Here is a 21,560-nt window from a genome sequence, read left to right as displayed (position 1 = left end):
GCATGGTCCCGCACGCCCGTACTGCTGGCATTCGTGATGCCATTGATGAGAATGCCCGAGGTGCCCGCCTCACGGCCCGTCCCGCGCGTCTGGCCCGTGCAATTCGTCTTGCTGCCATTGCCGGTTCCAGTGCGCTGTTGCTCAGCGCCTGTGGCAGTGGTGAAGATGAGCACGCCAGGCAGGTGGAGGCCGACAAGGCCGCCACCAATGATCCGGCGTTGATCGAGAAGGGCCTGTACATGGCACGCGCCAGTGATTGCGCTGCCTGTCATAGCACGCAAGATGGTGATGAGTACGCCGGCGGCCTCGGTTTCGAGACGCCGGTCGGCAAGATCTTCGCCACCAACATCACCCCGGACACCGAACACGGCATCGGCAACTACACCCTCGAGGAGTACACCCGTGTACTGCGCGAAGGTGAGGCGGCCGATGGCCACAATCTCTATCCGGCGATGCCGTTTCCGTCCTATGCACGTCTGACCGATGACGACATCAAGTCTCTCTATGCCTGGAACATGCATGATGTGACGCCGAGCGCCACGCCGAACCGTGAGAGCGAGATTCCGTTCCCGCTCAACATGCGTTGGCCGATGGCGCTGTGGGAAGAGATCTTCTCGCCGCTGGAGCCCTGGCAGGATGACCCCGAGAAGAGCGCCGACTGGAACCGTGGCGCCTATCTCGTCCAGGGGCCGGGACACTGTGGCAGCTGTCACACCGAGCGTGGCATCGCCTTCCAGGAGAAGGCGCTGACAGGCGATGAGAACGGCTATCTCGGTGGTGCGATGATAGAAGGCTGGCGCGCCTTCAACCTGACGCCGGACATGCAGGATGGTCTGGGCAGCTGGAGTGAGCAGGATATCCAGACCTACCTCGCCACCGGCAATCTCAAGGGCAAGGCGCAGGCCGGCGGCCCGATGGCGGATGTTGTCACGCACTCCATGCGTCACATGAGCGAAGATGATCTGCGTGCCATTGCCGTCTATCTGAAGTCCATCCCGGCCGTGAATGGCAAGGGTGAGCAGGGCGAGGCGATCAATGATGGCGATCGCCAGGCGGAAGCCGAGCAGGCCAGCGAGCCTCACGTCGCCACGCGGTTCAATCAGGGGGCACCGGCTGACGATGTCCTGTTGCTGCGCGGTCAGCCACTCGACAAGCGCCCGGATGACGAAGCGCTGATCGGCCAGCTGACGGATACCACCCCGGGTGTGCGCCTGTATCTGGGCCACTGTGCCATGTGTCACGGGGCGGATGGCGCCGGCACCCAGGATGGTTACTACCCGTCTCTGTTCCACAACAGCGTGACCGGCAGTGTCTATCCGGACAACCTGGCGCAGGCGATTCTCAATGGCGTGCAGCGCGAGAACAATGGTCACAGCGTCTTCATGCCGGCCTTTGATGACAACCTGACCGACGGCGAGCTGATCAACCTGATGGACTACCTGGAGAATCGCTTCGGGGAAGGTCACCAGAGTGCCTCTCTCGCGGCGCCTGATGCGCGTCGTCAGCAGTTGGCGGACAAGCTGGAAGAATGGCGCAAGCACTGAGGCGCCCTTGATCGCCCCCTCTTGCGTGAATGTGAACGTGAGAAGGGGGCAGGAATTGCCTGGTCAGTCGTCGAGGCATGCGTGAAGACCGCCACGACGACTGGCCGACAGGCTCACCCGGCGCCAGAGACAACCAGTGCTGGCGCTATGGTGAGGATGGGGTAAAATTGCTCTAGGCAGGACACCGACATCACATTCATCCCGCTCGGTTGCGCTCAAATGCAGCACAAACTGAAGAACTGCGGTAGAATGTGCGCCCAGACTTTAGCTCTTTATCAATTATTCGAGGCAACATAGCAGTATGACCGACGCTACTCTTGACGATCAGCTTGCATCCCTGTTTCAGGAGCAGGACACCAAGCAGGACCAGAACGCCCGCATCAAGGAGCTGGAGCGTCAGCTGCGTGAAGCCAGCAAGGAAGCCGACAAGCTCCGCAATGCCCGTGACAAGGCAAAGAAGGAAGTCGAGGACCTGCGTGCTCGCAACGAGCGTCTGAGCGAGAAGGCAGCAGCCTCTGACAAGCACCGCAAGCAGGTCGAACACGAGTTCAACCAGAAGCTGGTGCAGTACAAGGCGCGTCTGGCCCGTGAACAGGCCATCGCCCAGTCCCGCATGATGCCGATGGCAGCCGCTGAAGAGCAGGCGGAGTCCGAGGACACCGCAGACGCGGCTTCCCTGGAAGACCTGGGCCTGAACGCTGCGGCTATCCGCGCGCTGACCGAAGCCGGCTACGATGACGTCGCCAAGGTCCGCAAGGCCCACGCTGACGGCGTGATCGCTGAGGTCAAGGGTATCGGTCCCAAGGCTCAGTCCCAGATCGCGGAAGCGCTGGACGCCTGATCGTCGCTGATGAATGAAAAAACCCGCCAATTGGCGGGTTTTTTTGTCTCTGGCTGACGCGCCTGGCGCTTGACGGCCCGAGGCGGCCTGAGGGACAAGACGGCCTGGGATCAAGACGGCTCACGACTGTCACTCACGGCTGGAGTTCGGGCCAGGTGACCTTGGCCTGCTGCTCGCCCAGCCAGTCATTGAGCGCCTGACGCATGTCACTGACGGCAAGCGCATTGCCATTCAGCGCATGTACCACCTGGGGCAGGCTTGGCGCTTCACCGGCCTGGGCCGGCCACTCCTGCTTGAGCATGAAGGCAGCCTTCGTCGGGTCTTCCTGATGCAGGGTGCGTTGTGCCGCGGCGTGGGCCTGGCCCAGCTGTTGAAGCTCGGCATCGAGAGCGTCATCGGCGATGTCGGCGCGGCTGACCAGCAGCATGCGCGGAAGATCCAGCATGTTGGCGCGCGGCAGCCAGTCCTTGGAGAGCGGGTGCAGGGCCACCAGACGGGAGGCGTCATCGCCACCCAGGAAGGCGGCATGCATCTTGCGACTGTTGATCAGCGCCTTGGGCGCATCGCCGGCGTACTCATCACCTTCCAGCGCTTCCAGCGAGCGCGGGCTCACCAGCTGCATGCTGGAACCGACCTTGACCTCGATCCACTGCTTGAGCGCCAGATGCGAGCGCGCATCACTATCGCTGATCACCACCCGCACTGCACGCGTGGTGTCATTCAGGAAGCGGATCAGCATTTCCTGCGGCTCGAACAGCTTAGTATAGCGGATCAGCTCATCGCGTGCGACCAGGCTGACATCATCCAGGTCCGCGCCATCCAGTACCCGCAGCGGCACGCCGCTCTCGGCCAGTGCCTTGAGATTCCAAGGCGTAAGATAGGCGGCGTCCAGCGTGCCATCACGCAGCCCCTTCATCACCTCATCCGCACTGGCGAATTGCGTCAGGGTCAGCGGCTCGCGCAATGAGTCCTCGAGGGTGCCTTCGGCTTCCAGCACGACGGCAGGGCTGGCGCTGACACCGGCGTCGGCAGGCATGCCGATCTCCAGGGCGCTGGCCTCCTGTGCCAGCATCAAGCTGCCACCGGCGAGGCACCAGGCCGCCAGTGTACGTCGCAGGGGCAGGCGTTGGGCACGCGGGGTGAGGGGGAAAGAGTCAAGCAGGGACATCTGGCACTCCGGCAACGGTAACAGAGAGGCGGTAACTCACCGCCATGACAGCGCTCACGCGTGGGCGCTCATGGTAGCTGTTCGCGGTCATGGTGTCAGGCGCGGCGCGGCGTCATGCCTCACCTTGAGCATGTGGAATCCTTGCACACGAAAATGCCCCGCCACTCGAGAAGTGGCGGGGCATTTTCATGTGCAGCGGTTGTCCCGAGCGCCCTGGAGATCAGTCCGTGACGCTCGGGTGGCCTGCTTCAGGAGCGTGAACGCGCGGCCTGCTCATCAAGCGCTCGGGCATCGCTGTCCGCGACCACGCCATCGCGGCGGGCGAAGTGGTCGACCCACAGCGCGATCACGCCGTCGCCGGTGACATTGGTGGCGGTGCCGAAGCTGTCCTGTGCCAGATACAGCGCGATCATCAGGCCAAGTTCCGCCTCGCCGAAGCCGAGCATGCTGCCCAGCACGCCCAGTGCGGCCATCACGGCGCCGCCCGGCGCACCGGGCGCGGCGATCATGGTCAGGCCCAGCATGATCAGGAAGGGGACGACTTCGCCGAGACTGGCGATGGCTAGGTCATGGCTCATCATCATCACGGCGGTAGCGCAGGTCACGATGGTGATGGTGGAGCCTGACAGGTGGATGGTGGCACACAGCGGCACGCTGAAATCCGCCACTTCATCGCTGACCCCGTTGGCCTTGGTCTGACGCAGGCTGACCGGGATGGTCGCGGCGGAGGACATGGTGCCCAGCGCCGTCAGATAGGCGGGCAGCATGTTGCGCAGGAGTCCCAGCGGCGAGCGACGCTGGACGAGCCCGGTGATCAGATAGGCCGTGCTCAACCAGATCCAGTGCATCACGATGGCCAGCACCAGCACCTTCCAGAAGGTATCCAGAGTCGACAGCGCCTTGCCCTCATAGGCCATCTCGGCAAAGGTACCGGCGATGAACAGCGGCAGCAGCGGGATGATGACGCTGTTGAGGAACACGTCGACCACTTCACGTGATTCAAATACTGCGCTTTTCAGGGTCGGAAGCTCCCGACGACTGATGACGACACCGAAGACGAAGGCCAGTACCAGCGCCGTCATCACCGGCAACGCGGCCGGAATCTCGAGATCGAGGAAGGGGGCCAGTGCGTCGCGGCCTTCGGCCACGGGCGCCATGCCGGACAGCATGCCCGGCAGCAGATTGCTGGCGACCAGGAAGGCGAAGATGCCAGCGAGAATGGTGGAGCCATAGGCCATGCCGACGGTGCGTCCGAGCATGGCGCCTGAATTCTTCGGCAGAGAGGCGATGCCACTCATCACGTAGAACAGGATGATCAGCGGGATGGTGAAGTTGATCAGCTGGCCGATGATGACCTTGGCGGTCAGCGCCGCGCGGACCACGATATCCGGGGCCATCAGACCGATCAGAAGACCGGCGATGATGCCGAGGACAAGTTTGACGATGAGCTTCATGTGGATCTCGAGAGTTTGACGGGTTCTTGCCCTGAGTACAGGCCGTGAATCGCGTACCATCTCGCTGGTCGGCGGACTGCAGGTCGTCGCAGTCAGGCCACGCACCGAAATGGCGCGCAGAGTGTACCTGAATCGACTACCTGAATCATGGCGTCATTTGCCGCAGTCCGTGAGTGATGGCGGCATTCGCTGTCGTCGGGGCCCACGGACCCCTTGAGAGGGACGTTTAGGCCTTGTGGGAGGGTGCCGCTGGCCGGCGCTGTCTGAGCAGGTGATGCCCGAGCGTCAGCGCCCCGAGCGTCAGCCCGAACACTGCCATGCCCTGCCAGCCGAAGAGGCTCATCATCTTGACCCCGACGGCCGAGCCCAGGCCGGCACCGGTGTAATAGCACAGCATGTAGACGGCATTCATGCGGCTCTGCGCCTCGGGGTCGATGGAGAAGACGCGTACCTGATTGGGAATCTGGGCGGCGAAGACCCCGAGATCCAGCAGGATGATGCCGATGATCAGCCCCGTCAGGCTGTCTCCCCAGAGGCCGAGTACCGCGAAGGCGGCCACCACCATCGTGAGCGCGAGGCTGATCAAGGGGCCTGCGCCGACGCGATTGACCAGACGTCCCGACGCCTTGGCTCCGATGATCCCCGCCAGTCCGATGATGCCGAACAGTCCGGCTTGCTGAACGCTGTAATCAAAGGGCGTGTCGGTGACATGAAGTGCCAGTGTCGCCCACATGGCGTTGAAGGCCGCGAACCACAGTGCGCCGGTGAGCGCGGATTCGCGCAGCGGCGCATGGCGTTTCAGCAGCGTGAACATCGAGGCGATGAGCCTGTGATAGGCCATCTGCACCGCAGGGGCGCGACTCGGCAGCTGACAATACAGTGACACGCCGATGATGATGGCGAGGATGGCGGCGACCAGAAAGACGCTGCGCCAGCCCCAGTACTCGGCGATGCTGCCGCTCAGGGGGCGCGAGAGCAGGATGCCGATGGTCAGCCCCGTCATCAACGTGCCGATCACCTTGCCGCGCCTCTGCGGTGTGGAGAGTGACGCGGCAAGCGGGATCAGCTGCTGGGTGATGTTGGCACCCAGACCGACCACGAAACTCGCCACCAGCAATGGCCAGAGACTCGGGGCAAGAAAGACGCCCAGCGAGGCCACGGCCAGGGTGATGGACAGATTGCGGATCAACAGGCGTCTGTCCATGGTGTCGCCCAGCGGCGAGATCAGCAGGATCGCCACGGCATAACCGAACTGCGTGGCCGAGGGAATCATGCCGATGGTGCCCTGACTGACGCCGAGTGAGGCCGCCATGTCGGCCAGCAGTGGCTGGTTGTAATACAGGTTGGCTGCCGTGGCGGCCACGGCAATCGTCATCAGCAACAGCAGGCCGCGACTGATGGGGGAGGACTCGGGGTCTCCGTGGTCGTCTCATCTTGATGGCTCACCGAAAGGCTCCTCTTGCGCATTGTGCTGATGCGCTGATCTGGCGTCGATCAAGGTGGCCTACGGTATGTCGCCATCACCTATAAGAGAAATGTTGATAATGGATATCTTTGATGCCGAGCTGTTATCAGCGCGAGCCTGATGAGGCCCGGTCTACCCTCGAGACGCTCTCGCGCACGACCAGCGTGGGGGCAAGCTGGGTCTGGCCCGGGAAGGGGGAACCCTCCAGGCGGGCGATGAGCTGTTCCACTGCCGTGGTGCCGAGATCGTAGATCGGCTGGCGGATGGTGGTGAGTGCCGGGTTGAGGTAGGCGCTGATCTCGATGTCGTCGTAGCCGATGATCGACAGCTCGCGTGGGACCTCGAGGCCAAGATCCTGCGCGGCGCGCAGACAGCCCAGCGCCAGCAGGTCATTGAAGGCGAAGATGGCGTCCGGTCGATCCCCGGGGTCCGCCAGCAGCAGGTGAGCGGCGCGATGGCCATCTTCCAGCATCAGGTCGGTGGCGACCTGCCAGTCCTCCGGTACGCCCAGGCCGGCGGCCTTGAGCGCCCCGAGTGCTCCGCAAAGGCGCTCCCGCGAGCGGGCGTGATCGCGTGGGCCGGTCAGCAGCGCGATGCGCTCGAGTCCACGGGATATCAGATGCTCGATGGCAAGCCTGCCCCCCAGGCGCGAGTCGTCGTTGACCACCGTCATGTCCCAGCCCGGTTGAGGGTCGGCGTCCATCATCACCGTCGGCAGTGGCAGGGCGCTAAGAGCCTGCAGAAAGCCCGCGCCGTTCTCGGCGGTCATCACCACCAGCCCATCGATGCGGCGATCGCGCAGTGTCTCGAGATAGCTGAGCTGCTTGGCATCGATATCATCGCTGTTGCACAGGATCAGGCTGTAGCCTGCCTGATAGCAGCGGTCCTCGACTCCACGGATCACCTCGGCGAAGAACGGGTTGTGCGCGCTGGTGACGATCATCCCCAGCGTGCGGCTGCGATTGGATTTCAGCGCGCGTGCCACGCTGTCCGGCCGATAGCCGAGTGCCGCGATGGCCTCGCGCACCCGCGCTTCGGTGTCCCTGGCGACGGGCCGAGTGGCATTCACCACATGTGAGACGGTGGTGACGGAAACGCCTGCCCGTGCCGCCACATCCTTGAGTCGAATCACGCTGCCTGTCCCCTGTCCCTGGTGGAATGATGCGTCTGTTCTGACGCCTGTCGTCACGTCTGTCGATGTGAGTGTTGTGGCGTGTCGGTGGCGCCGGCGGTGAGCGGTGACGAAGACGCCGGCACGAGGCCGGCGTCTTGATGTCACGTCTCGCGGGCTCGCGCTTACTCGGTGATCAGCTTGAGCGGCACGTCGGTGGTCTTGTCGACATCCTCGCCCTTGAGCAGCTTGTCGGCGACTTCCACGCCGAGACTGCCGATCAGTGACGGTTGCTGCGCGATGGTCGCGTCCATCTTGCCGGCCTGAACCGCCTTGATGCCTTCATCGGTGCCGTCGAAACCGACCAGCAGGATGTCCTTGCCGGCCGCCTGCAGCGCGCGCTGTGCGCCAAGCGCCATTTCATCGTTCTGCGCGAAGACGGCATTCACCTCAGGATGCGCCTGGAGCAGATTCTCCATCACGTTGAGGCCCTGGGTGCGATTGAAGTTGGCCGGCTGGCTGGCGATCAGGCTGATGTCCGAGTGACCCTCGATGGCCTTGAGGAAGCCTTCCCCACGGTCACGTGTCGCGGAGGCACCGGCCACGCCCTCAAGCTGGACGACCTTGCCTTCTCCGCCGAGTTTCTCGGCGATGAAGCTGCCGGCCAGTTCGCCACCCGCGACGTTGTCGGAGGCCACGTGGGCGGCGATCCGGCCGCCGTTGGCGCTACGATCCAGCGTCACCACCGGCACGTTGCGCGCATTGGCGGTACGCACGCTGGAGACGACGGCGTCGGAGTCGGTCGGGTTGACCAGCAGCAGGTCCACGCCACGTGACAGGGCGTCTTCCACGTTGGACAGCTCACGTGCGGCGTCATTGCTGGAATCCAGCACGATCAGCTCATGGCCGAGCTCCGCCGCCTTGTCCTTGGCACCCTGCTGCAGGCTGACGAAGAACGGGTTGTTGAGTGTGGACACGACCAGCGCGATGTTGTCCGCCATGGCGGATTGCACCGGCATCATGCTCAGACCGGCGGCGGTGATGGCGGTGGTCAGCGAGGAAACGAGCAGTTTTTTCATGGCGTGGTTCCTTTCATTGTTGTCGACGCCATCGTCTGGCGTCTTCGTTGTCGGCGACCCTGGCGATGCATGACCCCGTGGTTGGCGCACGGGATCGAGGGTCTTCGATGCTGCCGGGAATGAAATCGCAAGCGTCTTTCGCGCGCGTTCGAGACTATTTCTGGGCGCGGCTGTCGATCAGTACTGCAAGCAGGATGACGGCGCCCTTGGCGATCATCTGGAAGTAGCTTGAGACCCCCATGATGTTCAGCGCGTTGTTCAAGACCCCGATCACCAGTGCGCCGATCAAGGTGCCGAAGATGCGGCCTCGACCACCCATCAGGCTGGTGCCCCCGATGACGACGGCGGCGATGGCGTCGAGTTCGTATCCGGTGCCGGCATTCGGCTGTGCCGAACCCAGACGGGCGGCCAGGATGGCACCCGCCAGTGCCGCGAAGGCACCCGCGATGGCGTAGACGCTGATCTTGATGCGATTGACGTTGATGCCGGACAGGCGTGCCACCTTCTCGCCACCGCCGACCGCATAGACGTGACGGCCGAAGCGGGTGTGATGCAGCACGCCCCAGCACAGCACATAGACGAAGAACATCATGTAGATAGGAATCGGGACGCCCATCCAGTAGCCGCCGCCCAGGTTCCAGAAGCTGTCAGCGGCTTCACTGACGCCGATGGAGACCGGGCGACCATCGGTATAGACCAGCGTCGCGCCGCGCAGCACCGTCATCGCCACCAGGGTGACGATGAAGGCTTGGATGCGTCCGAAGGCGACGAACAGACCCGAGACTGCGCCCAGTGCGGCACCGGCGATGATGGTGCCGGGCACGCTCAGCCACGGTGACAGGCCGGCGGCGGTCATCGAGGCGGCGAAGGCGCCGGTCAGTGCCAGTACCGCACCCACTGACAGGTCGATACCGGCGGTGAGAATGACGAAGGTCACGCCCATGGCGATGATGGCGTTGATGCTGGTCTGGCGCAGCACGTTGAGCAGGTTGTCGGCAGACAGGAAGTTGTCGGACAGGCCGGCGCTGACGGCGATCAACAGTGCCAGCGCGATCAGTGCCTTGTTGTCGACCAGCAGGCGCATGATGTCGAGTCGACGGTCGCCGGCGGCGGAGGAAGTGGGAGTGGACATCAGTTCGGCATCTCGTGGGGGAAATCAGAAGACGTGTGTGGAGGGGTCGCTCGGGTGGCGCCAGTGCTGGCACTCAGCGGGCTCTCGAGACCGGAGGCGGCTGTCATGATCGCTTCCTGGGTGGCGTTCTCGCGGCTGAATTCACCGGAAATCCGGCCATCGGCCACCACGAGAATGCGATCTGCCAGACCCAGCAGCTCGGGCATCTCGGAGGAGATCAGCAGGATGCACTTGCCCTGACGCTTGAGCTCGTTGATCAGCAGGTAGATCTCGCGCTTGGCACCGACATCGACACCGCGGGTCGGCTCATCGAGAATCACCAGCTCCGGTGCCGGCATCAGTGCCTTGGCCAGCGACACCTTCTGCTGATTGCCACCGGACAGCGTATCGACCGCCTGGGCGGTATCGCTGATCTTGATCTGCATGCTCTTGACGAATTGCTCGACCGCGGCGGCTTCCTCGCCGTGACGAATGCGCCCCAGCGCACCGCAGAAGTTCGGCAGGGCACTGAGAGACATGTTGCTGGCCACCGAGTGCGCCAGAATAAGTCCTGACTGCTTGCGATCTTCCGGTACATAGACTAGGCCTGCCGCCAGTGCCGCGGCCGGCGAGGGGAACTGCCCGGACTGTCCGTTGAAGGTCACGCTTCCCGCCGCGATGCGGGTATCACCGCACAGCGCGCGCGCAAGCTCGGTGCGTCCTGCGCCCATCAGGCCGCCGAAGCCGAGCACCTCACCGCGGCGCGCCGAGAAGCTGATGCCATTGACGCCCGGCGCGTGAAGCTCCTTCACCTCCAGCATCACCTCGCCATTAGGGCTGGCGGGCGTATAGGGATAGCGCTCGGCCAGTTCACGGCCGACCATCAGGCGAATCAAGCCATCCTCATCCAGTTCCGCCGTCGGCCCCTGGTGGATCATCTGACCATCACGCAGCACGGCGACTTCATCGCACATGCTGAAGATCTCGTTGAGACGATGGGTGATCAGCACCAGTGAGCGTCCCTCACCGCGCAGCTCCGCGACCACCTCGGCCAGGATGTCCGTCTCGATGTCCGTCAGGGCATCGGTGGGCTCATCCATGATGATGATCTCGGCGTCAAGCGACAGGGCACGTGCGATCTCCACCATCTGCTGCTGACCGATGCTCAGTTCACTGACGGCGGTGCGTGAATCCAGTGTCTGGCGCAGGCGATCCAGCAGTTGGCGGGCATCGGCATGCAGGCGCTTCCAGTCGACGGTGCCAAGCGCAGTGCGTGGTTCACGCCCGAGGAAGATGTTCTCGCCGGCGGACAGGCCCGGCACCAGATTGAGTTCCTGGTGAATGATGGCGATGCGACTGTCCATGGCCTGGCGTGGGGTGGTGAAGATGACTTCCTCATCGCGAAGCCACAGGGTGCCCGCGTCATAGCGATACACGCCGGAGAGAATCTTCATCAGCGTTGACTTGCCTGCGCCGTTCTCGCCAGCCAGCGCATGCACGCGGCCGGCGCGCAGCGTCAGGTCGACGCCCTTGAGCACGCTGACCCCGGAAAAGCCCTTGTCGATGCCGCGCAATGCCATCAGCACGCGAGGGGCAGCGTCCTCATTGACCTTGGGCACTTGCGGGGTCGGATGCGTGACATCTTGCGTCTGCATGCCCATCAAAAGGGAACTCCGCAATGCAGGATCAGATTGGCGTAGGGCGTGCACTCACCGGTGCGCACGATCACGCTGGCCTTGGGGAGTTCGGCCTTGAAGGCCTCGTGCTCGATCACATGGCGCTCAAGCGGCTTGGCGTCACGCTGCTCCAGTGAGGCCAGTCGGGTCGAGAGCGCGTCGTGAAGCTCCGGGCTCTTGAGCGCCAGCTCGCTGGCATGGGTCACGGCTTCGATGCACAGCTCTGCAAGCAGGGCGTCGAGCACCGGCAGCATGGCCGGCAGCCCGGGAATGACCGCCAGATCCACACAGGGGATATCGGCGGGAATCGGCAGGCCGGCATCGGCGATCACCAGGGTCTGGGTATGGCCGAGGCGGGCGATGTGCCCGCTGAGCGGCGCGTTGAGTAGGCCTTGTCGTTTCACGTCTCAGTCCTTGAATGAGGCAGGGGCGAGTCGATCCAGTCATTTACCTGACGGGTTCACCATGGGCGACAGTATGACGCGCAAACGTTTGCGGCGCGGTAGGCGAAACGTCGTAGCCCCTGTAGAGCGACTACTTTTTTGTAGTGAGGGGGTGAAAAGTCACGGGATACGTGGACAGCCGGTCTTGGAGCAGACCATTGAGAAAGTTTTGCCCCTACCCAAAAAAACACCGCCTCTCAGGGCGGTGTTCTTGTTTGTCTCTTGTCTTATTGTCAATTTCGGCATGCCATCAGACGTGATCAGTAGCTCTCGCGCTCCGGCTCCGACCTGACGCGGCGCTCCTCTTCACTGAGGTGCTGGGCCTGCTCGTCGATATGGCCATCCAGATGCCAGTCGTCTTCCATGCCGGTGACGCGGTCATTCATCACGCCTTCCTCGTTGTCGACCTGCTGCACGACGCCTCCTTCCGTTTCAGAGGCCGCTTCCTGTTGCTGGGCGGCGAGTTCTTCTTCGCTAGGCTCCGGCTCAGGTTCGGCATCGAAGTCGAATTCCAGCTGACCGGTCTCGGGCTCGGTGATGGCTTCCTCGACCCAGGCGGCGCTCAGCGGACTGGTGGTGGAGGGCGCCACCACATAGTGGCCGGGGTGATCGCCATCCTCGGCATCCAGCACCTGACGCGGCTTGCTGGTGACACTGGCGGCGAGAATCACGATCAGCACGTGAATGGCGGTCAGGGTATAGAGGAAGCCGACGGCCCCGAAGCGCTCCATCAGCAGACCCGCGGTGAGCGGACCCAGAATCGCGCCTGCGCCATGCATCAGTACCAGCGTGCCGCTGGCGGAGATGATCTGTGGTGTGGTCAGCAGGTTGTTGGCTGCCGCCAGGAACAGCGAGTACTGGGTCAGGATCAACCCGCCGAGGCCCGCCCCCAGCAGCGCCATGGTCAGCATGCTGCCGCCACTGAACGGCACGCCGCCGATGGACAGCGCGATCGCCCCGACACTACAGCCCAGAATCACCTTCTTGGCCGAGAGCTTGTCGGAGAGCTTGCCCAGCGGCCATTGCAGCAGGGCGGCCCCCAGGATGAAGGCGCCCATGAACCAGGAGACTTCCTGCACCGGCAGGCCGGCGCGGTCGGCATACACCGCGCCCATGCCGAAGACGGTGCCGTTGGCGATGCCGGTGGCGAAGCCGCCCAGAGTGCCCAGCGGTGCCAGACGCAGCAGACGAACGATCCCCATGGCCTCCGGCTGTGCGCCTTCGGGCTGCGGTGAGGCGGACAGCAGCATCGGCACCAGCGCCAAGGACATGATCACCGAGACCAGGATGAATAGCAGATAGGTATTCGGGTTGGCGACGTTGAGCAGCAACTGGCCACCGCCCATGCCCAGATAGGTGATCACCATGTAGATGGCCAGCAGGCGGCCGCGCATCTGGTTGGTCGCCTGGCTGTTGAGCCAGCTCTCCGCCACCACGTAGAGGCCGGCGAAGGCGAAGCCGGTGATGAAGCGCATCGCGATCCACACCTCGGGCACCACATAGAGCGCGTGGATCAGGATGCACACCGAGGTGATGGAGGCCAGCGCCGCGAAGGTGCGCACATGGCCGACCCGACGCAGCTTGCGCGGTGCAAGCGTCGAGCCCAGCAGGAAGCCGGCGAAGTAGGCCGACATGATGATGCCCGTCATGGTGTTGCTGAAGCCTTCCGAGGAGGCACGAATCCCCAACAGACTGCCCTGCAGTCCGTTGGCCAGCATCAGCATCCCCATTCCCAGCAGCAGCGACCACAGAACGACCGCCGCGCCCAGACTGCTGGTCGGCTGCAGTCGCTTGGGCGGCGTGTCGAGCGGCTCGGTCTCGAAGGTGGGAGTGGGTATGGCTTCCTGCTGGGGGTGCGGCATGGAAGGGGCCTCATCGGTCAAGGTCGGTACCGTTTGAGCGGTGCCGACGAGATGTCAGGTACGACACTTGCGTGCGTGGTGATGGTCAGTCGTGGTTGGTCCTTGCGGGAACGGCGCTCAGTCTACCGACCGAATCCGCAGTCTGCGACCCGTGGCGCGCCATTGCGTGGATGAAAGGCGACAGATCTGGAAATTTGTCGCAATGATGTAATGGGCTGGATGGATATACAGTCACCCGTGAAATCCTGACCTCGGAGGGGCTGGGGGCACGCTGGCGTTGTAAAAGGCACGGCATCAAGCAAAGTGAAATATCCTGAAACTCCCTGTTGGCGGGGCCTGCACCAAGGTTGGCCCTCTTGAATCGCTGGATACACTCCTTGGCAACACACGCTGATGACACCACATGGTCGAGCGTTTCGTACGCAAAAAGTCTCGGAAAACCCGAGGGGTGGATGCATATACAGTGATGGGGATGGAGTGAGATAGCATGTGAGCGTCGAAAAAGCGCCGATCTGTCGCATGGTCGAATGGTCAGCGACCAAAGTAGATGCGAATCTGCCCGAGGACACACTCAACAACATCATAATCAAGAGGTTATTCATGACCCTGACCGCCGCACTCGCCAACGCTGATTCCGCCTCCGGAACTGACACCGTCACTCGTCAATGGCATCGCCACGCTTCGATGTCTGCAACTCCTTCCACTACTTCTTCGCGTGTTGCCGCCCCGAGTCGCGCTGCCCTGATGGCTGGCGTGCTTGGCCTGGCTCTGCTGTCACCGCTGATGGCGAGTGAAGCCGAGGCGCGCGAGCTGTCCGTCTCCACCGTGCTGTCGGATGCCTTCCCGTGGGGGCAGGCGGCCGAGAAGTGGGCGGAACTGGTAGAGGAGCGCTCCGGTGGCGACCTCACCCTGCGTGTCTATCCGAATGCCCAGCTGGTGGCAGGGGATCAGACCAAGGAATTCTCGGCCATGCGTCAGGGGCTGATCGATCTCGCGGTGGGCTCGACCATCAACTGGTCGCCCCAGGTGCCGGAGCTCAACCTGTTCTCGCTGCCGTTCCTGATGCCGGACCACGCCGCCATCGATGCGCTGACTCAGGGTGAGTCGGGCAAGCAGGTCTTCGCCGCCATCGAGTCCAAGGGCATCATGCCGCTGGCGTGGGGCGAGAATGGCTTCCGTGAGGTGTCCAATTCCTCGAAATCAATCACCACGCCGGACGACTTGAAGGGCCTGAAGATTCGTGTGGTGGGCTCGCCGCTGTTCCAGGACACCTTCACCGCGCTGGGCGCCAACCCGACCCAGATGAGCTGGGCGGATGCCAAGCCGGCGCTGACCACCGGTGCGGTGGATGGTCAGGAGAACCCGCTGTCGGTGTTCGATGTGGCACGGATCGATCAGGTCGGCCAGACCCATCTGACCCTCTGGCACTATATGGCGGACCCGTTGATCTTCGCCGCCAACCAGCGTGTCTGGAAGTCGCTCAGTGAGGAGGAGCGCACTCTGCTGACCGAGACCGCCAGGGAAGCGGGTGCCTGGGAGATCGCCATGAGTCGTGAAGGCAATGCCCAGCGGCTGGCGGATATCGAGGCGCGCGGCGTGAATGTCGTCAAGCTCGATGACGATGCGATGCAGGCCTTCCGTGATGCCACCCAGTCGGTCTACGAAAGCTGGACACCGAAGATTGGTGAGGCGCTGGTCGAGACGGCACGTGCCGAGGTCGAGGCCTCGCGCTGAGTCTGGCCATGATCGCTGCTGATCACGGAGCAGATGACATCGGGAATAATGCGGTCTGTGCGCGTTATTGAGTGAAGAACCACGCCGGGGCCTGACAGCCTCGGCGTTCGTGTGGATCGCGTGTCATGTCGCAAAAGTCGCAACAACCGTCTCAACAAGCCTCACATCAAACCGGCGCCAACGCAGCGCCTGCCCCCGCGGACAGACTACCGCCACGCGTGCGGCCGGAATCCTGGCTGGCGGCGTTGGCGCTGGGCCTGATCGGCATCATCAGTCTGGCCAACGTGGTGGTGCGTTACGCCACCGATGCCTCCTTTGCCTTCACCGAGGAATTCTCGGTCTTCCTGCTGGTGTTGCTGACGCTGGCGGGCGCCTCGGTGGCGATTCGCCGTCAGGCACATATTCGTATCGCGCTGCTGGAAGACGTGCTGCCGTTGCCGCTGTGGCGACTGGTGGTGGTGTTGCAGACCCTGGCGGTACTTGTCGTGCTTGGATTGGTCGTCTGGTTTGGCGGCACCTTCGCGCTGGAGGAGTATCAGTGGGAGTCGCTGTCACCGGGACTGGGCCTGCCCAACTGGTGGTATGTGATCTGGCTGCCGATATTGGCGCTGGCGATGGCCTGGCGCCAGCTGCAGCAATGTGTCGAGCGTCTTGCGCAAGGGCCTGGTCATGGACCCGGTCAGGATGCGTCGCCGGAGCACAAGGAGTCAGATCATGAGTCCTGATCTCTGGTTGCTCGCAAGCTTCGCCGCGCTGTTGATACTCGGCGTGCCGGTGGCCTTCGCGCTGGGGCTGTCGGGTGCGGTGGGTATCGTCGCGGGGCTGCCGGTGAGCATGCTGGCCACCTTGGGGACCAATACCTACAACAGCATTGCCAAGTATCCGCTGATCGCCATTCCGCTGTTCATCCTGACGGGGCTGGTGTTCGAGCGTGCCGGAGTGGCGGCGCGGCTGGTGCGCTTTGCCCAGGCGTTGATCGGGCCGCGTCACGGTGGCCTCGCGCTGGTGGCGGTGCTGGTGTGTCTGATCATGGGCGGCATGAGTGGTTCCGGCCCGGCAGATGCCGCCGCAGTGGCGATGGTGATGATTCCCAGCATGACACGGGCGGGATACCCCAAGGCGTTCTCGGCGACGCTGATTGCGGCCTCGGCCTCCACGGCGATCCTGATCCCGCCCTCTATCGCGTTGATCCTCTATTCCATCGTGGTGCCGGGGGTGGATCTGCGCGCGCTGTTTGCCGCAGGGCTGATTCCGGGCTTGCTGGTGGGTGTGGCCTTGCTGGTACCGGCCTGGGTGCTGTCGCGGCGCTATCGCTGGGAAGATCCGACTCAGGTGGAACGTATCGCGCTGGGTCCGGCGTTCCGCTCAGCGATCCCCGCGCTGCTGGCACCGGTGATCATCCTGGGCGGGCTGCGCTCAGGCCTCTTCACGCCCACGGAAGCGGCGGTGGTGGCGGCCGCCTACGGGCTGTGTGTCGGGCTCTTCATCACCCGTGAGCTCAAGCTCTCTCAGGTGTGGGAACTGCTCAGGGAAGCAGCGGTGATCTCGGGGGTGGTGATGCTGATCATCGCGCTGGCGGGCATATTCGCCTGGGCCGGCACCATGCTGGGTACCTTCCGCCATCTCGCCGAGTGGTTGATCACGCTGTCCGATAGCGGCACGGTGCTGCTGATTCTGGTGATGGTGGCGGTACTGATCGCCGGGATGCTGCTGGATGCGGTCTCCATCTACCTGATCCTGATGCCGGTGCTGATTCCGGTGATGCAGCACTTCGGGTGGCATCCGGTATGGTTCGGGATTCTGCTGGCGATGAACATCGCGATCGGCCAGTTCACGCCGCCGGTAGCCGTCAATTTGATGGTGACCAGCAGCGTGGCCGGTGTTCGACTCGAGAAGACCGTCGGATGGGCGATGGTCTTTGTCGTGGCGATGCTCGCGGCCCTGGCAGTGGTGATGCTGTTCCCGGAACTGGCGCTATGGCTGCCGCGCATCCTCGGTTATGCCGTGTAACGCAACCGAGTGAGCGCGTTGTTGAGTGCGAAAGCGGAGCGGAGCCTTCAAAAGCGGCTTGTCGAGAGGCAAGCCGCTTGTCATGGCTGCCACACCCACCAGATGTATTGCCCGGACGCTGACTTCACCCGCACGCCTACTGGAAAATCCAGCAGGGGGAAGCACTTGCGCACTGTCGCGTCTCATCACGGGCACGTGGCAACTCGCCTGATAAATGTTAGCCTGCATATATTCTTGTGGGGTGGCGGGCGCTTGAGACCTTGAATGCAGGCGGAGCTGCCTCCATAGGTTGACGTTGACTGAGCGTCAATGCTGGCGACCAATCTCGCCTATCGCCCCCCGCATGCGTGATCTCACCTCCAGAGGATCTCCAAAGGACATGTGTCGATGAACGAAACACCCCCTGACATGCCATTGGCAGGTTTCAATGCACTGCACGAGATGGTGGTGGGAGAATTCCTGATCAGCCCCATGCTGGTCTATGCGCTGGCGGCGCTGGTGATCGCCGGGTTGATTCGCTCGTTGCTGCACCGGGTGCTTGCCAATCATGAGTTATGGTTCGAGGCCTGGTTCGACATCTCGCTCTTCATCATCTGTCTGACGGGAATCGTCGCACTGGTGACCTGACGCCTTCACCGAATCGCGTCTGGTCCGTCACTCATCGTCATCGCGACAGCGCTCGCGTCGCAAGCGTCAGATGTCCCTCGTCATTCACCTGTCGCGTCACTGTCGCAACGTCACCCCATCTTCGAAGGCGGTCGAGCTCAGGCGTCACTGGCAAGCATCACTCTGCGCAACCTCGTGTGAGCCGAGGTTCCCGTCAGGATCAACTCTTCAAGGAAACTGCATGAGCAAGTCTCGACAGAAAGTCGTGAAATGGGTCATTACCCTGTGTCTGGTGGCCGTGGCGGTCTGGTGTGCCATCTGGCTGTGGAAGACCTACATGTACAGTCCCTGGACGCGGGATGCTCGCGTGCGTGCCGAGGTGATCACGCTGAGCCCTGACGTGTCCGGCTGGGTGAGTGAGCTCAACGTGGCGGACACCACTCGCGTCAAGCAGGGCGACGTGATTCTGCAGATCGACCAGGCCCGCTATGCGGCGGCGCTGGCTCAGGCCAAGGCGAGTCTGGCCAGTGCCAAGGCCACCTTGCGGCTCAAGGAGCATGAAGCCAATCGACGCAGTCGCCTGACCAACCGGGCGATCAGTGAAGAGGAGCGTGACAGTGCTCGCCTCGAGGCCGAGGTGGCTCGCGCCGATGTGCAGCAGGCCGAGGCGGCGCTTCAATCCGCGCAACTGGATCTTGACCGTACCCAGCTGACCGCCCCGGCGGATGGCAGCATCCTCAACATGCACCTGACGCAGGGCAACTATGTGACGGCGGGTACCTCGGTCATGGCGTTGATCAAGGATGACTCCTTCTATCTCAGCGCCTATTTCCAGGAAACCAAGCTGCAGCATGTGCGCAAGGGAGATCCGGTCCAGATCACGCTGATGAGCGGCAACAAGGACTTCAAGGGCCGTGTCGTGGGAATCGGTGAGGGGATCGCCGATGACAATACCGCGACCAATGCCCAGCAGCTGCCGCAGGTGAGTGCGACCTTCAGCTGGGTACGCCTGGCACAGCGCATCCCGGTGAGAGTGGAGTTCGATGATATCGAGGCGGTACGGGCGTCCGGGGTCAATCTGGCGGCAGGCATGACGGCGAGTGTCCGGCTGCTCAGTGACATCACCGATGCCGAGGATAGCGGCTATGGAGCACCTTGATCGATGTCTCCGGCACTCGCGGCGTTTCTCAGACCCTCTTCCTTTGCCCTGAAGTTCGCCTTCAAGGGTGTCCTTGCCATGTCACTGGCACTCTATGCGGCCTTCTATTTTGATCTGGATCGCCCGTACTGGGCGCTGATCTCGGCGGCCTTTCTGCAGATACGCCCGATGTCGGGGATGGTGGTCGAGAAGGGCATCTGCCAGATCGCCGGCACCGTGGCGGGTGTCGGTGTCGCCGTCGTGATCATGGGGCTGTTTGCCCAGGCGCCGGAACTGGCACTGGGCAGTGTCACCCTGTGGATCGGCCTGTGCATCTACGGGGCTTCGCTCACCCACAACAACCTCTCCTATGGCTGCGTGATGGGGGCGGTGGCCTGCATGATCATCGTGGTGCTGACGTCCTCGGCGCCCGGCAACTTCTTCTCGGTGGCGCTGGCTCGCCTCAGTGAGTTGAGTCTCGGTGCACTGTGCGCCGTGCTGGTCAGTGCGCTGGTCTGGCCGATACGTGTGCGGGACCATCTGGGGCAGCTGGCGGATACCGCCGTCAACGCCACCTTCCGTTATATGGCGCTGGCCTTCTCGGACCCCTCCCAGGATGACCTGAGCGCCGAGCAACGGCATGCCGAGGAGAATCGCGAACGTCAGGCGATGCTCGAACAGATGATGACCGGCCTTGGGGCGCTCAACAATCTCGAGATCGATGCCCACTCCGCGCGGTATGAGGGGCCCCAGGGCAAGGGGCGTATCCGCGGTGTCCATCTGCTGACTCGGCGGAGCATGCGCCTCTATGCCACCCTCAAGGCACTGCATCAGCTGCGTCACCCGGAATTCTTCCTGCGCCATCACGCCACTGGCGCTGACGGTGAGTCCGAGCACCACAACGCCATCGACGACGACGGGCAAGACGATCAGTTCGCGCGTCCGGCCGTTCAGCAACCGGAGCGCTTCAGTCAACCGACACAGGACCTGATGCAGCGACTCGGCAGCGCCTTCCAGAGCATGGCCGACAACCAGGGGATCGGGCAGGCACGCGCCACCTTGAAGGAGCTGCGCGGAGAATGCCTGAGAATCTCGCGCGGTCAGCGCAATCTGTCAGCCCTCGAGGCACGGCTGCTCTATAGTCTTCGGGAAGTGCTGGGCCATGCGCTGGTGATGCTTCAGGCGCGTGAGGTCATCAATCATCCCGGTCGTCATCAATTGCGCCAGCCCAGCCTGAGCTGGCATCGCGATCACGGACGAGCGGCGACCAATGCGCTGCGTGCCATGCTGATCTTCGGGACTACCTCCATCTTCTGGCTGGCGACGGCCTGGGACAATGGGGCGGTGGCCATGCTGCTGGGCACGTTGTTCTCCGGTATCTTCGCCAGTCGCGATGACCCCGCCCCCATCATCCCCATGGTGCTCAAAGGCCTGCTGTTCGCCGTTCCCAGTGTGCTGTTGTTCGGCAATGTCCTGTTGAGTCAGGCCCAGCATTTCGTGCCGTTCATTCTGATCTTCAGTGTGCCGTTGTTCATCGGCCTGATGGGGTCCGTGGTGCCGGTGCTGGCGGGGATCTGTCTGCCGTTCGTGGTGTTCAATATCCTGCTGGTGATGCCCGACAACGGCATGACCTTCGATGTGGCCTATACCCTCAACCGGAGTCTGGCGGCCGGGATCGGCCTGATCGTGACCATTCTCGGGTTTCGCCTGATCCCGGTACCCGGGGCCGGCTGGGACAAACGCCAGCTGATCCAGACAACGGCGAGTGATATCCGGGAGCTGGCCGAACGCCCCGCTCAGCAGGTGGACAGCTGGTTCGGGGGACGCATGGGGGATCGCCTGCTGCGTCTTGCCCGCCATGAGCAAAGCCGTCAACAGGAGCAGCAGTCACGTCAGGGCGGGGCCGATTCACCTGCGATCGCGGACAAGCCGCAGGGAATGCCTCTGATGTCTCTGGGCCTGACAGGCATGGATATCGGGCGCGGAATAGGCTTCGTGCGACGCGAGCTTGGCGAGAACATGTCCAGGCCCGTGCAGCGTGCCTTGCAGAGCTTGATTCTGGCGCTGGCGGAGGATTTCGAGCGATGCAGTCAGGGCAAGCGACCCAGGCGTCTTCAGAAGGCCGGGCGCCGATTCTCGCAGACCATCGCCGAACAGGACGCCATGAGTCGCCACAAGCAAGCCTTGCTGGCGGGCTGGCTGGAGCGGGTGCAACTCACGCTCGAGAGTGATGCGTTGCGTCAGAACGCGTGAATCTGACGCCTGATCAATGTTCCGCGCTCAGGCGTCGGGTGGTCCGTTAAAAAACGCTAATAAAA

The 21,560-nt window shown here is 63.1% G+C and carries 17 protein-coding genes; 8 read left to right on the top strand and 9 right to left on the bottom strand.

The window, feature by feature from the left end; all coding sequences use genetic code 11:
* The first annotated feature begins 2 nt into the window (after window positions 1-2).
* Together AC26AR_RS08175 and AC26AR_RS08170 are read left to right on the top strand one after the other, a co-directional pair.
* On the top strand, window positions 3-1,544 hold the full coding sequence (locus AC26AR_RS08175) for a c-type cytochrome (RefSeq protein WP_488107828.1): 1,542 nt from the start codon (window positions 3-5) through the stop codon (window positions 1,542-1,544).
* A 301-nt stretch (window positions 1,545-1,845) separates the two neighbouring features.
* Entirely contained in the window at window positions 1,846-2,385 is a 540-nt protein-coding gene (locus AC26AR_RS08170) for a hypothetical protein (RefSeq protein ID WP_077376142.1), read from the top strand.
* A 133-nt stretch (window positions 2,386-2,518) separates the two neighbouring features.
* Here AC26AR_RS08170 and AC26AR_RS08165 read toward each other — a convergent pair whose 3' ends face one another.
* The 9 genes from AC26AR_RS08165 to AC26AR_RS08125 form a co-directional block, all read right to left on the bottom strand.
* Window positions 2,519-3,553 carry a substrate-binding domain-containing protein gene (locus AC26AR_RS08165; RefSeq protein ID WP_488107827.1) on the bottom strand — a complete coding sequence of 345 codons (1,035 nt, stop codon included), beginning with the start codon at window positions 3,551-3,553 and terminating at the stop codon, window positions 2,519-2,521.
* Window positions 3,554-3,801: 248 nt separating this feature from the next.
* Complete coding sequence (locus tag AC26AR_RS08160; protein ID WP_084208616.1) at window positions 3,802-5,007, bottom strand: dicarboxylate/amino acid:cation symporter; 1,206 nt, start codon at window positions 5,005-5,007, stop codon at window positions 3,802-3,804.
* A gap of 226 nt (window positions 5,008-5,233) precedes the next feature.
* On the bottom strand, window positions 5,234-6,382 hold the full coding sequence (locus AC26AR_RS08155) for an MFS transporter (protein WP_488107826.1): 1,149 nt from the start codon (window positions 6,380-6,382) through the stop codon (window positions 5,234-5,236).
* Window positions 6,383-6,578: 196 nt separating this feature from the next.
* Entirely contained in the window at window positions 6,579-7,604 is a 1,026-nt protein-coding gene (locus AC26AR_RS08150) for a LacI family DNA-binding transcriptional regulator (RefSeq protein WP_488107825.1), read from the bottom strand.
* A 164-nt stretch (window positions 7,605-7,768) separates the two neighbouring features.
* On the bottom strand, window positions 7,769-8,662 hold the full coding sequence (gene rbsB / locus AC26AR_RS08145; protein WP_488107824.1) for a ribose ABC transporter substrate-binding protein RbsB: 894 nt from the start codon (window positions 8,660-8,662) through the stop codon (window positions 7,769-7,771).
* Between the two features lie 154 nt (window positions 8,663-8,816).
* On the bottom strand, window positions 8,817-9,794 hold the full coding sequence (gene rbsC, locus AC26AR_RS08140; RefSeq protein WP_084208619.1) for a ribose ABC transporter permease: 978 nt from the start codon (window positions 9,792-9,794) through the stop codon (window positions 8,817-8,819).
* Window positions 9,794-11,428, bottom strand: coding sequence for a sugar ABC transporter ATP-binding protein (locus tag AC26AR_RS08135; protein ID WP_488107823.1), 1,635 nt, complete (start codon window positions 11,426-11,428; stop codon window positions 9,794-9,796). Before AC26AR_RS08135 ends, rbsC begins: the two co-directional genes overlap by 1 nt.
* Before the next feature lie 5 nt (window positions 11,429-11,433).
* On the bottom strand, window positions 11,434-11,853 hold the full coding sequence (gene rbsD / locus AC26AR_RS08130; RefSeq protein WP_136937754.1) for a D-ribose pyranase: 420 nt from the start codon (window positions 11,851-11,853) through the stop codon (window positions 11,434-11,436).
* A gap of 299 nt (window positions 11,854-12,152) precedes the next feature.
* Window positions 12,153-13,754: an MFS transporter gene (locus tag AC26AR_RS08125; protein WP_084208655.1), complete on the bottom strand. Its 1,602-nt coding sequence runs from the start codon at window positions 13,752-13,754 to the stop codon at window positions 12,153-12,155.
* Between the two features lie 744 nt (window positions 13,755-14,498).
* Between AC26AR_RS08125 and AC26AR_RS08120 the strand changes: the two genes are divergently transcribed.
* From AC26AR_RS08120 to AC26AR_RS08095, 6 genes are all read left to right on the top strand, one after another.
* On the top strand, window positions 14,499-15,488 hold the full coding sequence (locus AC26AR_RS08120; protein WP_488107892.1) for a DctP family TRAP transporter solute-binding subunit: 990 nt from the start codon (window positions 14,499-14,501) through the stop codon (window positions 15,486-15,488).
* Window positions 15,489-15,706: 218 nt separating this feature from the next.
* The gene (locus AC26AR_RS08115; protein ID WP_255303171.1) at window positions 15,707-16,213 is read left to right on the top strand and encodes a TRAP transporter small permease; all 507 of its coding nucleotides are present in this window, start codon (window positions 15,707-15,709) and stop codon (window positions 16,211-16,213) included.
* Window positions 16,203-17,498: a TRAP transporter large permease gene (locus tag AC26AR_RS08110; RefSeq protein WP_084208657.1), complete on the top strand. Its 1,296-nt coding sequence runs from the start codon at window positions 16,203-16,205 to the stop codon at window positions 17,496-17,498. Before AC26AR_RS08115 ends, AC26AR_RS08110 begins: the two co-directional genes overlap by 11 nt.
* Before the next feature lie 387 nt (window positions 17,499-17,885).
* On the top strand, window positions 17,886-18,125 hold the full coding sequence (locus tag AC26AR_RS08105; protein WP_240499517.1) for a DUF1656 domain-containing protein: 240 nt from the start codon (window positions 17,886-17,888) through the stop codon (window positions 18,123-18,125).
* 220 nt (window positions 18,126-18,345) lie between these two features.
* A complete protein-coding gene (locus AC26AR_RS08100; RefSeq protein ID WP_488107822.1) occupies window positions 18,346-19,263 on the top strand; it encodes an efflux RND transporter periplasmic adaptor subunit in 918 nt (305 codons plus the stop codon).
* Between the two features lie 3 nt (window positions 19,264-19,266).
* Window positions 19,267-21,495 (top strand): FUSC family protein, encoded by a 2,229-nt coding sequence (locus tag AC26AR_RS08095; RefSeq protein WP_488107821.1) that lies wholly within the window; start codon window positions 19,267-19,269, stop codon window positions 21,493-21,495.
* Window positions 21,496-21,560: the final 65 nt, after the last annotated feature.

This window comes from Cobetia sp. PS-4MA, assembly GCF_057670765.1.
Note: the sequence above shows the minus strand (reverse complement) of the source record. Positions and strands in the feature narration are given on the sequence as shown.

What these genes read in the sequence shown, in the direction of transcription:
- AC26AR_RS08135 (WP_488107823.1), bottom strand. Translation starts at nt 11,428, where the DNA reads ATGCAGACGCAAGATGTCACGCATCCGACCCCGCAAGTGCCCAAGGTC.
- AC26AR_RS08155 (WP_488107826.1), bottom strand. Translation starts at nt 6,382, where the DNA reads ATGACGATTGCCGTGGCCGCCACGGCAGCCAACCTGTATTACAACCAG.
- AC26AR_RS08165 (WP_488107827.1), bottom strand. Translation starts at nt 3,553, where the DNA reads ATGTCCCTGCTTGACTCTTTCCCCCTCACCCCGCGTGCCCAACGCCTG.
- AC26AR_RS08110 (WP_084208657.1), top strand. Translation starts at nt 16,203, where the DNA reads ATGAGTCCTGATCTCTGGTTGCTCGCAAGCTTCGCCGCGCTGTTGATA.
- AC26AR_RS08125 (WP_084208655.1), bottom strand. Translation starts at nt 13,754, where the DNA reads ATGCCGCACCCCCAGCAGGAAGCCATACCCACTCCCACCTTCGAGACC.
- AC26AR_RS08170 (WP_077376142.1), top strand. Translation starts at nt 1,846, where the DNA reads ATGACCGACGCTACTCTTGACGATCAGCTTGCATCCCTGTTTCAGGAG.
- AC26AR_RS08105 (WP_240499517.1), top strand. Translation starts at nt 17,886, where the DNA reads ATGAACGAAACACCCCCTGACATGCCATTGGCAGGTTTCAATGCACTG.
- AC26AR_RS08095 (WP_488107821.1), top strand. Translation starts at nt 19,267, where the DNA reads ATGTCTCCGGCACTCGCGGCGTTTCTCAGACCCTCTTCCTTTGCCCTG.
- AC26AR_RS08160 (WP_084208616.1), bottom strand. Translation starts at nt 5,007, where the DNA reads ATGAAGCTCATCGTCAAACTTGTCCTCGGCATCATCGCCGGTCTTCTG.
- AC26AR_RS08175 (WP_488107828.1), top strand. Translation starts at nt 3, where the DNA reads ATGGTCCCGCACGCCCGTACTGCTGGCATTCGTGATGCCATTGATGAG.
- rbsB (WP_488107824.1), bottom strand. Translation starts at nt 8,662, where the DNA reads ATGAAAAAACTGCTCGTTTCCTCGCTGACCACCGCCATCACCGCCGCC.
- rbsC (WP_084208619.1), bottom strand. Translation starts at nt 9,794, where the DNA reads ATGTCCACTCCCACTTCCTCCGCCGCCGGCGACCGTCGACTCGACATC.
- AC26AR_RS08100 (WP_488107822.1), top strand. Translation starts at nt 18,346, where the DNA reads ATGAGCAAGTCTCGACAGAAAGTCGTGAAATGGGTCATTACCCTGTGT.
- AC26AR_RS08120 (WP_488107892.1), top strand. Translation starts at nt 14,499, where the DNA reads ATGGCTGGCGTGCTTGGCCTGGCTCTGCTGTCACCGCTGATGGCGAGT.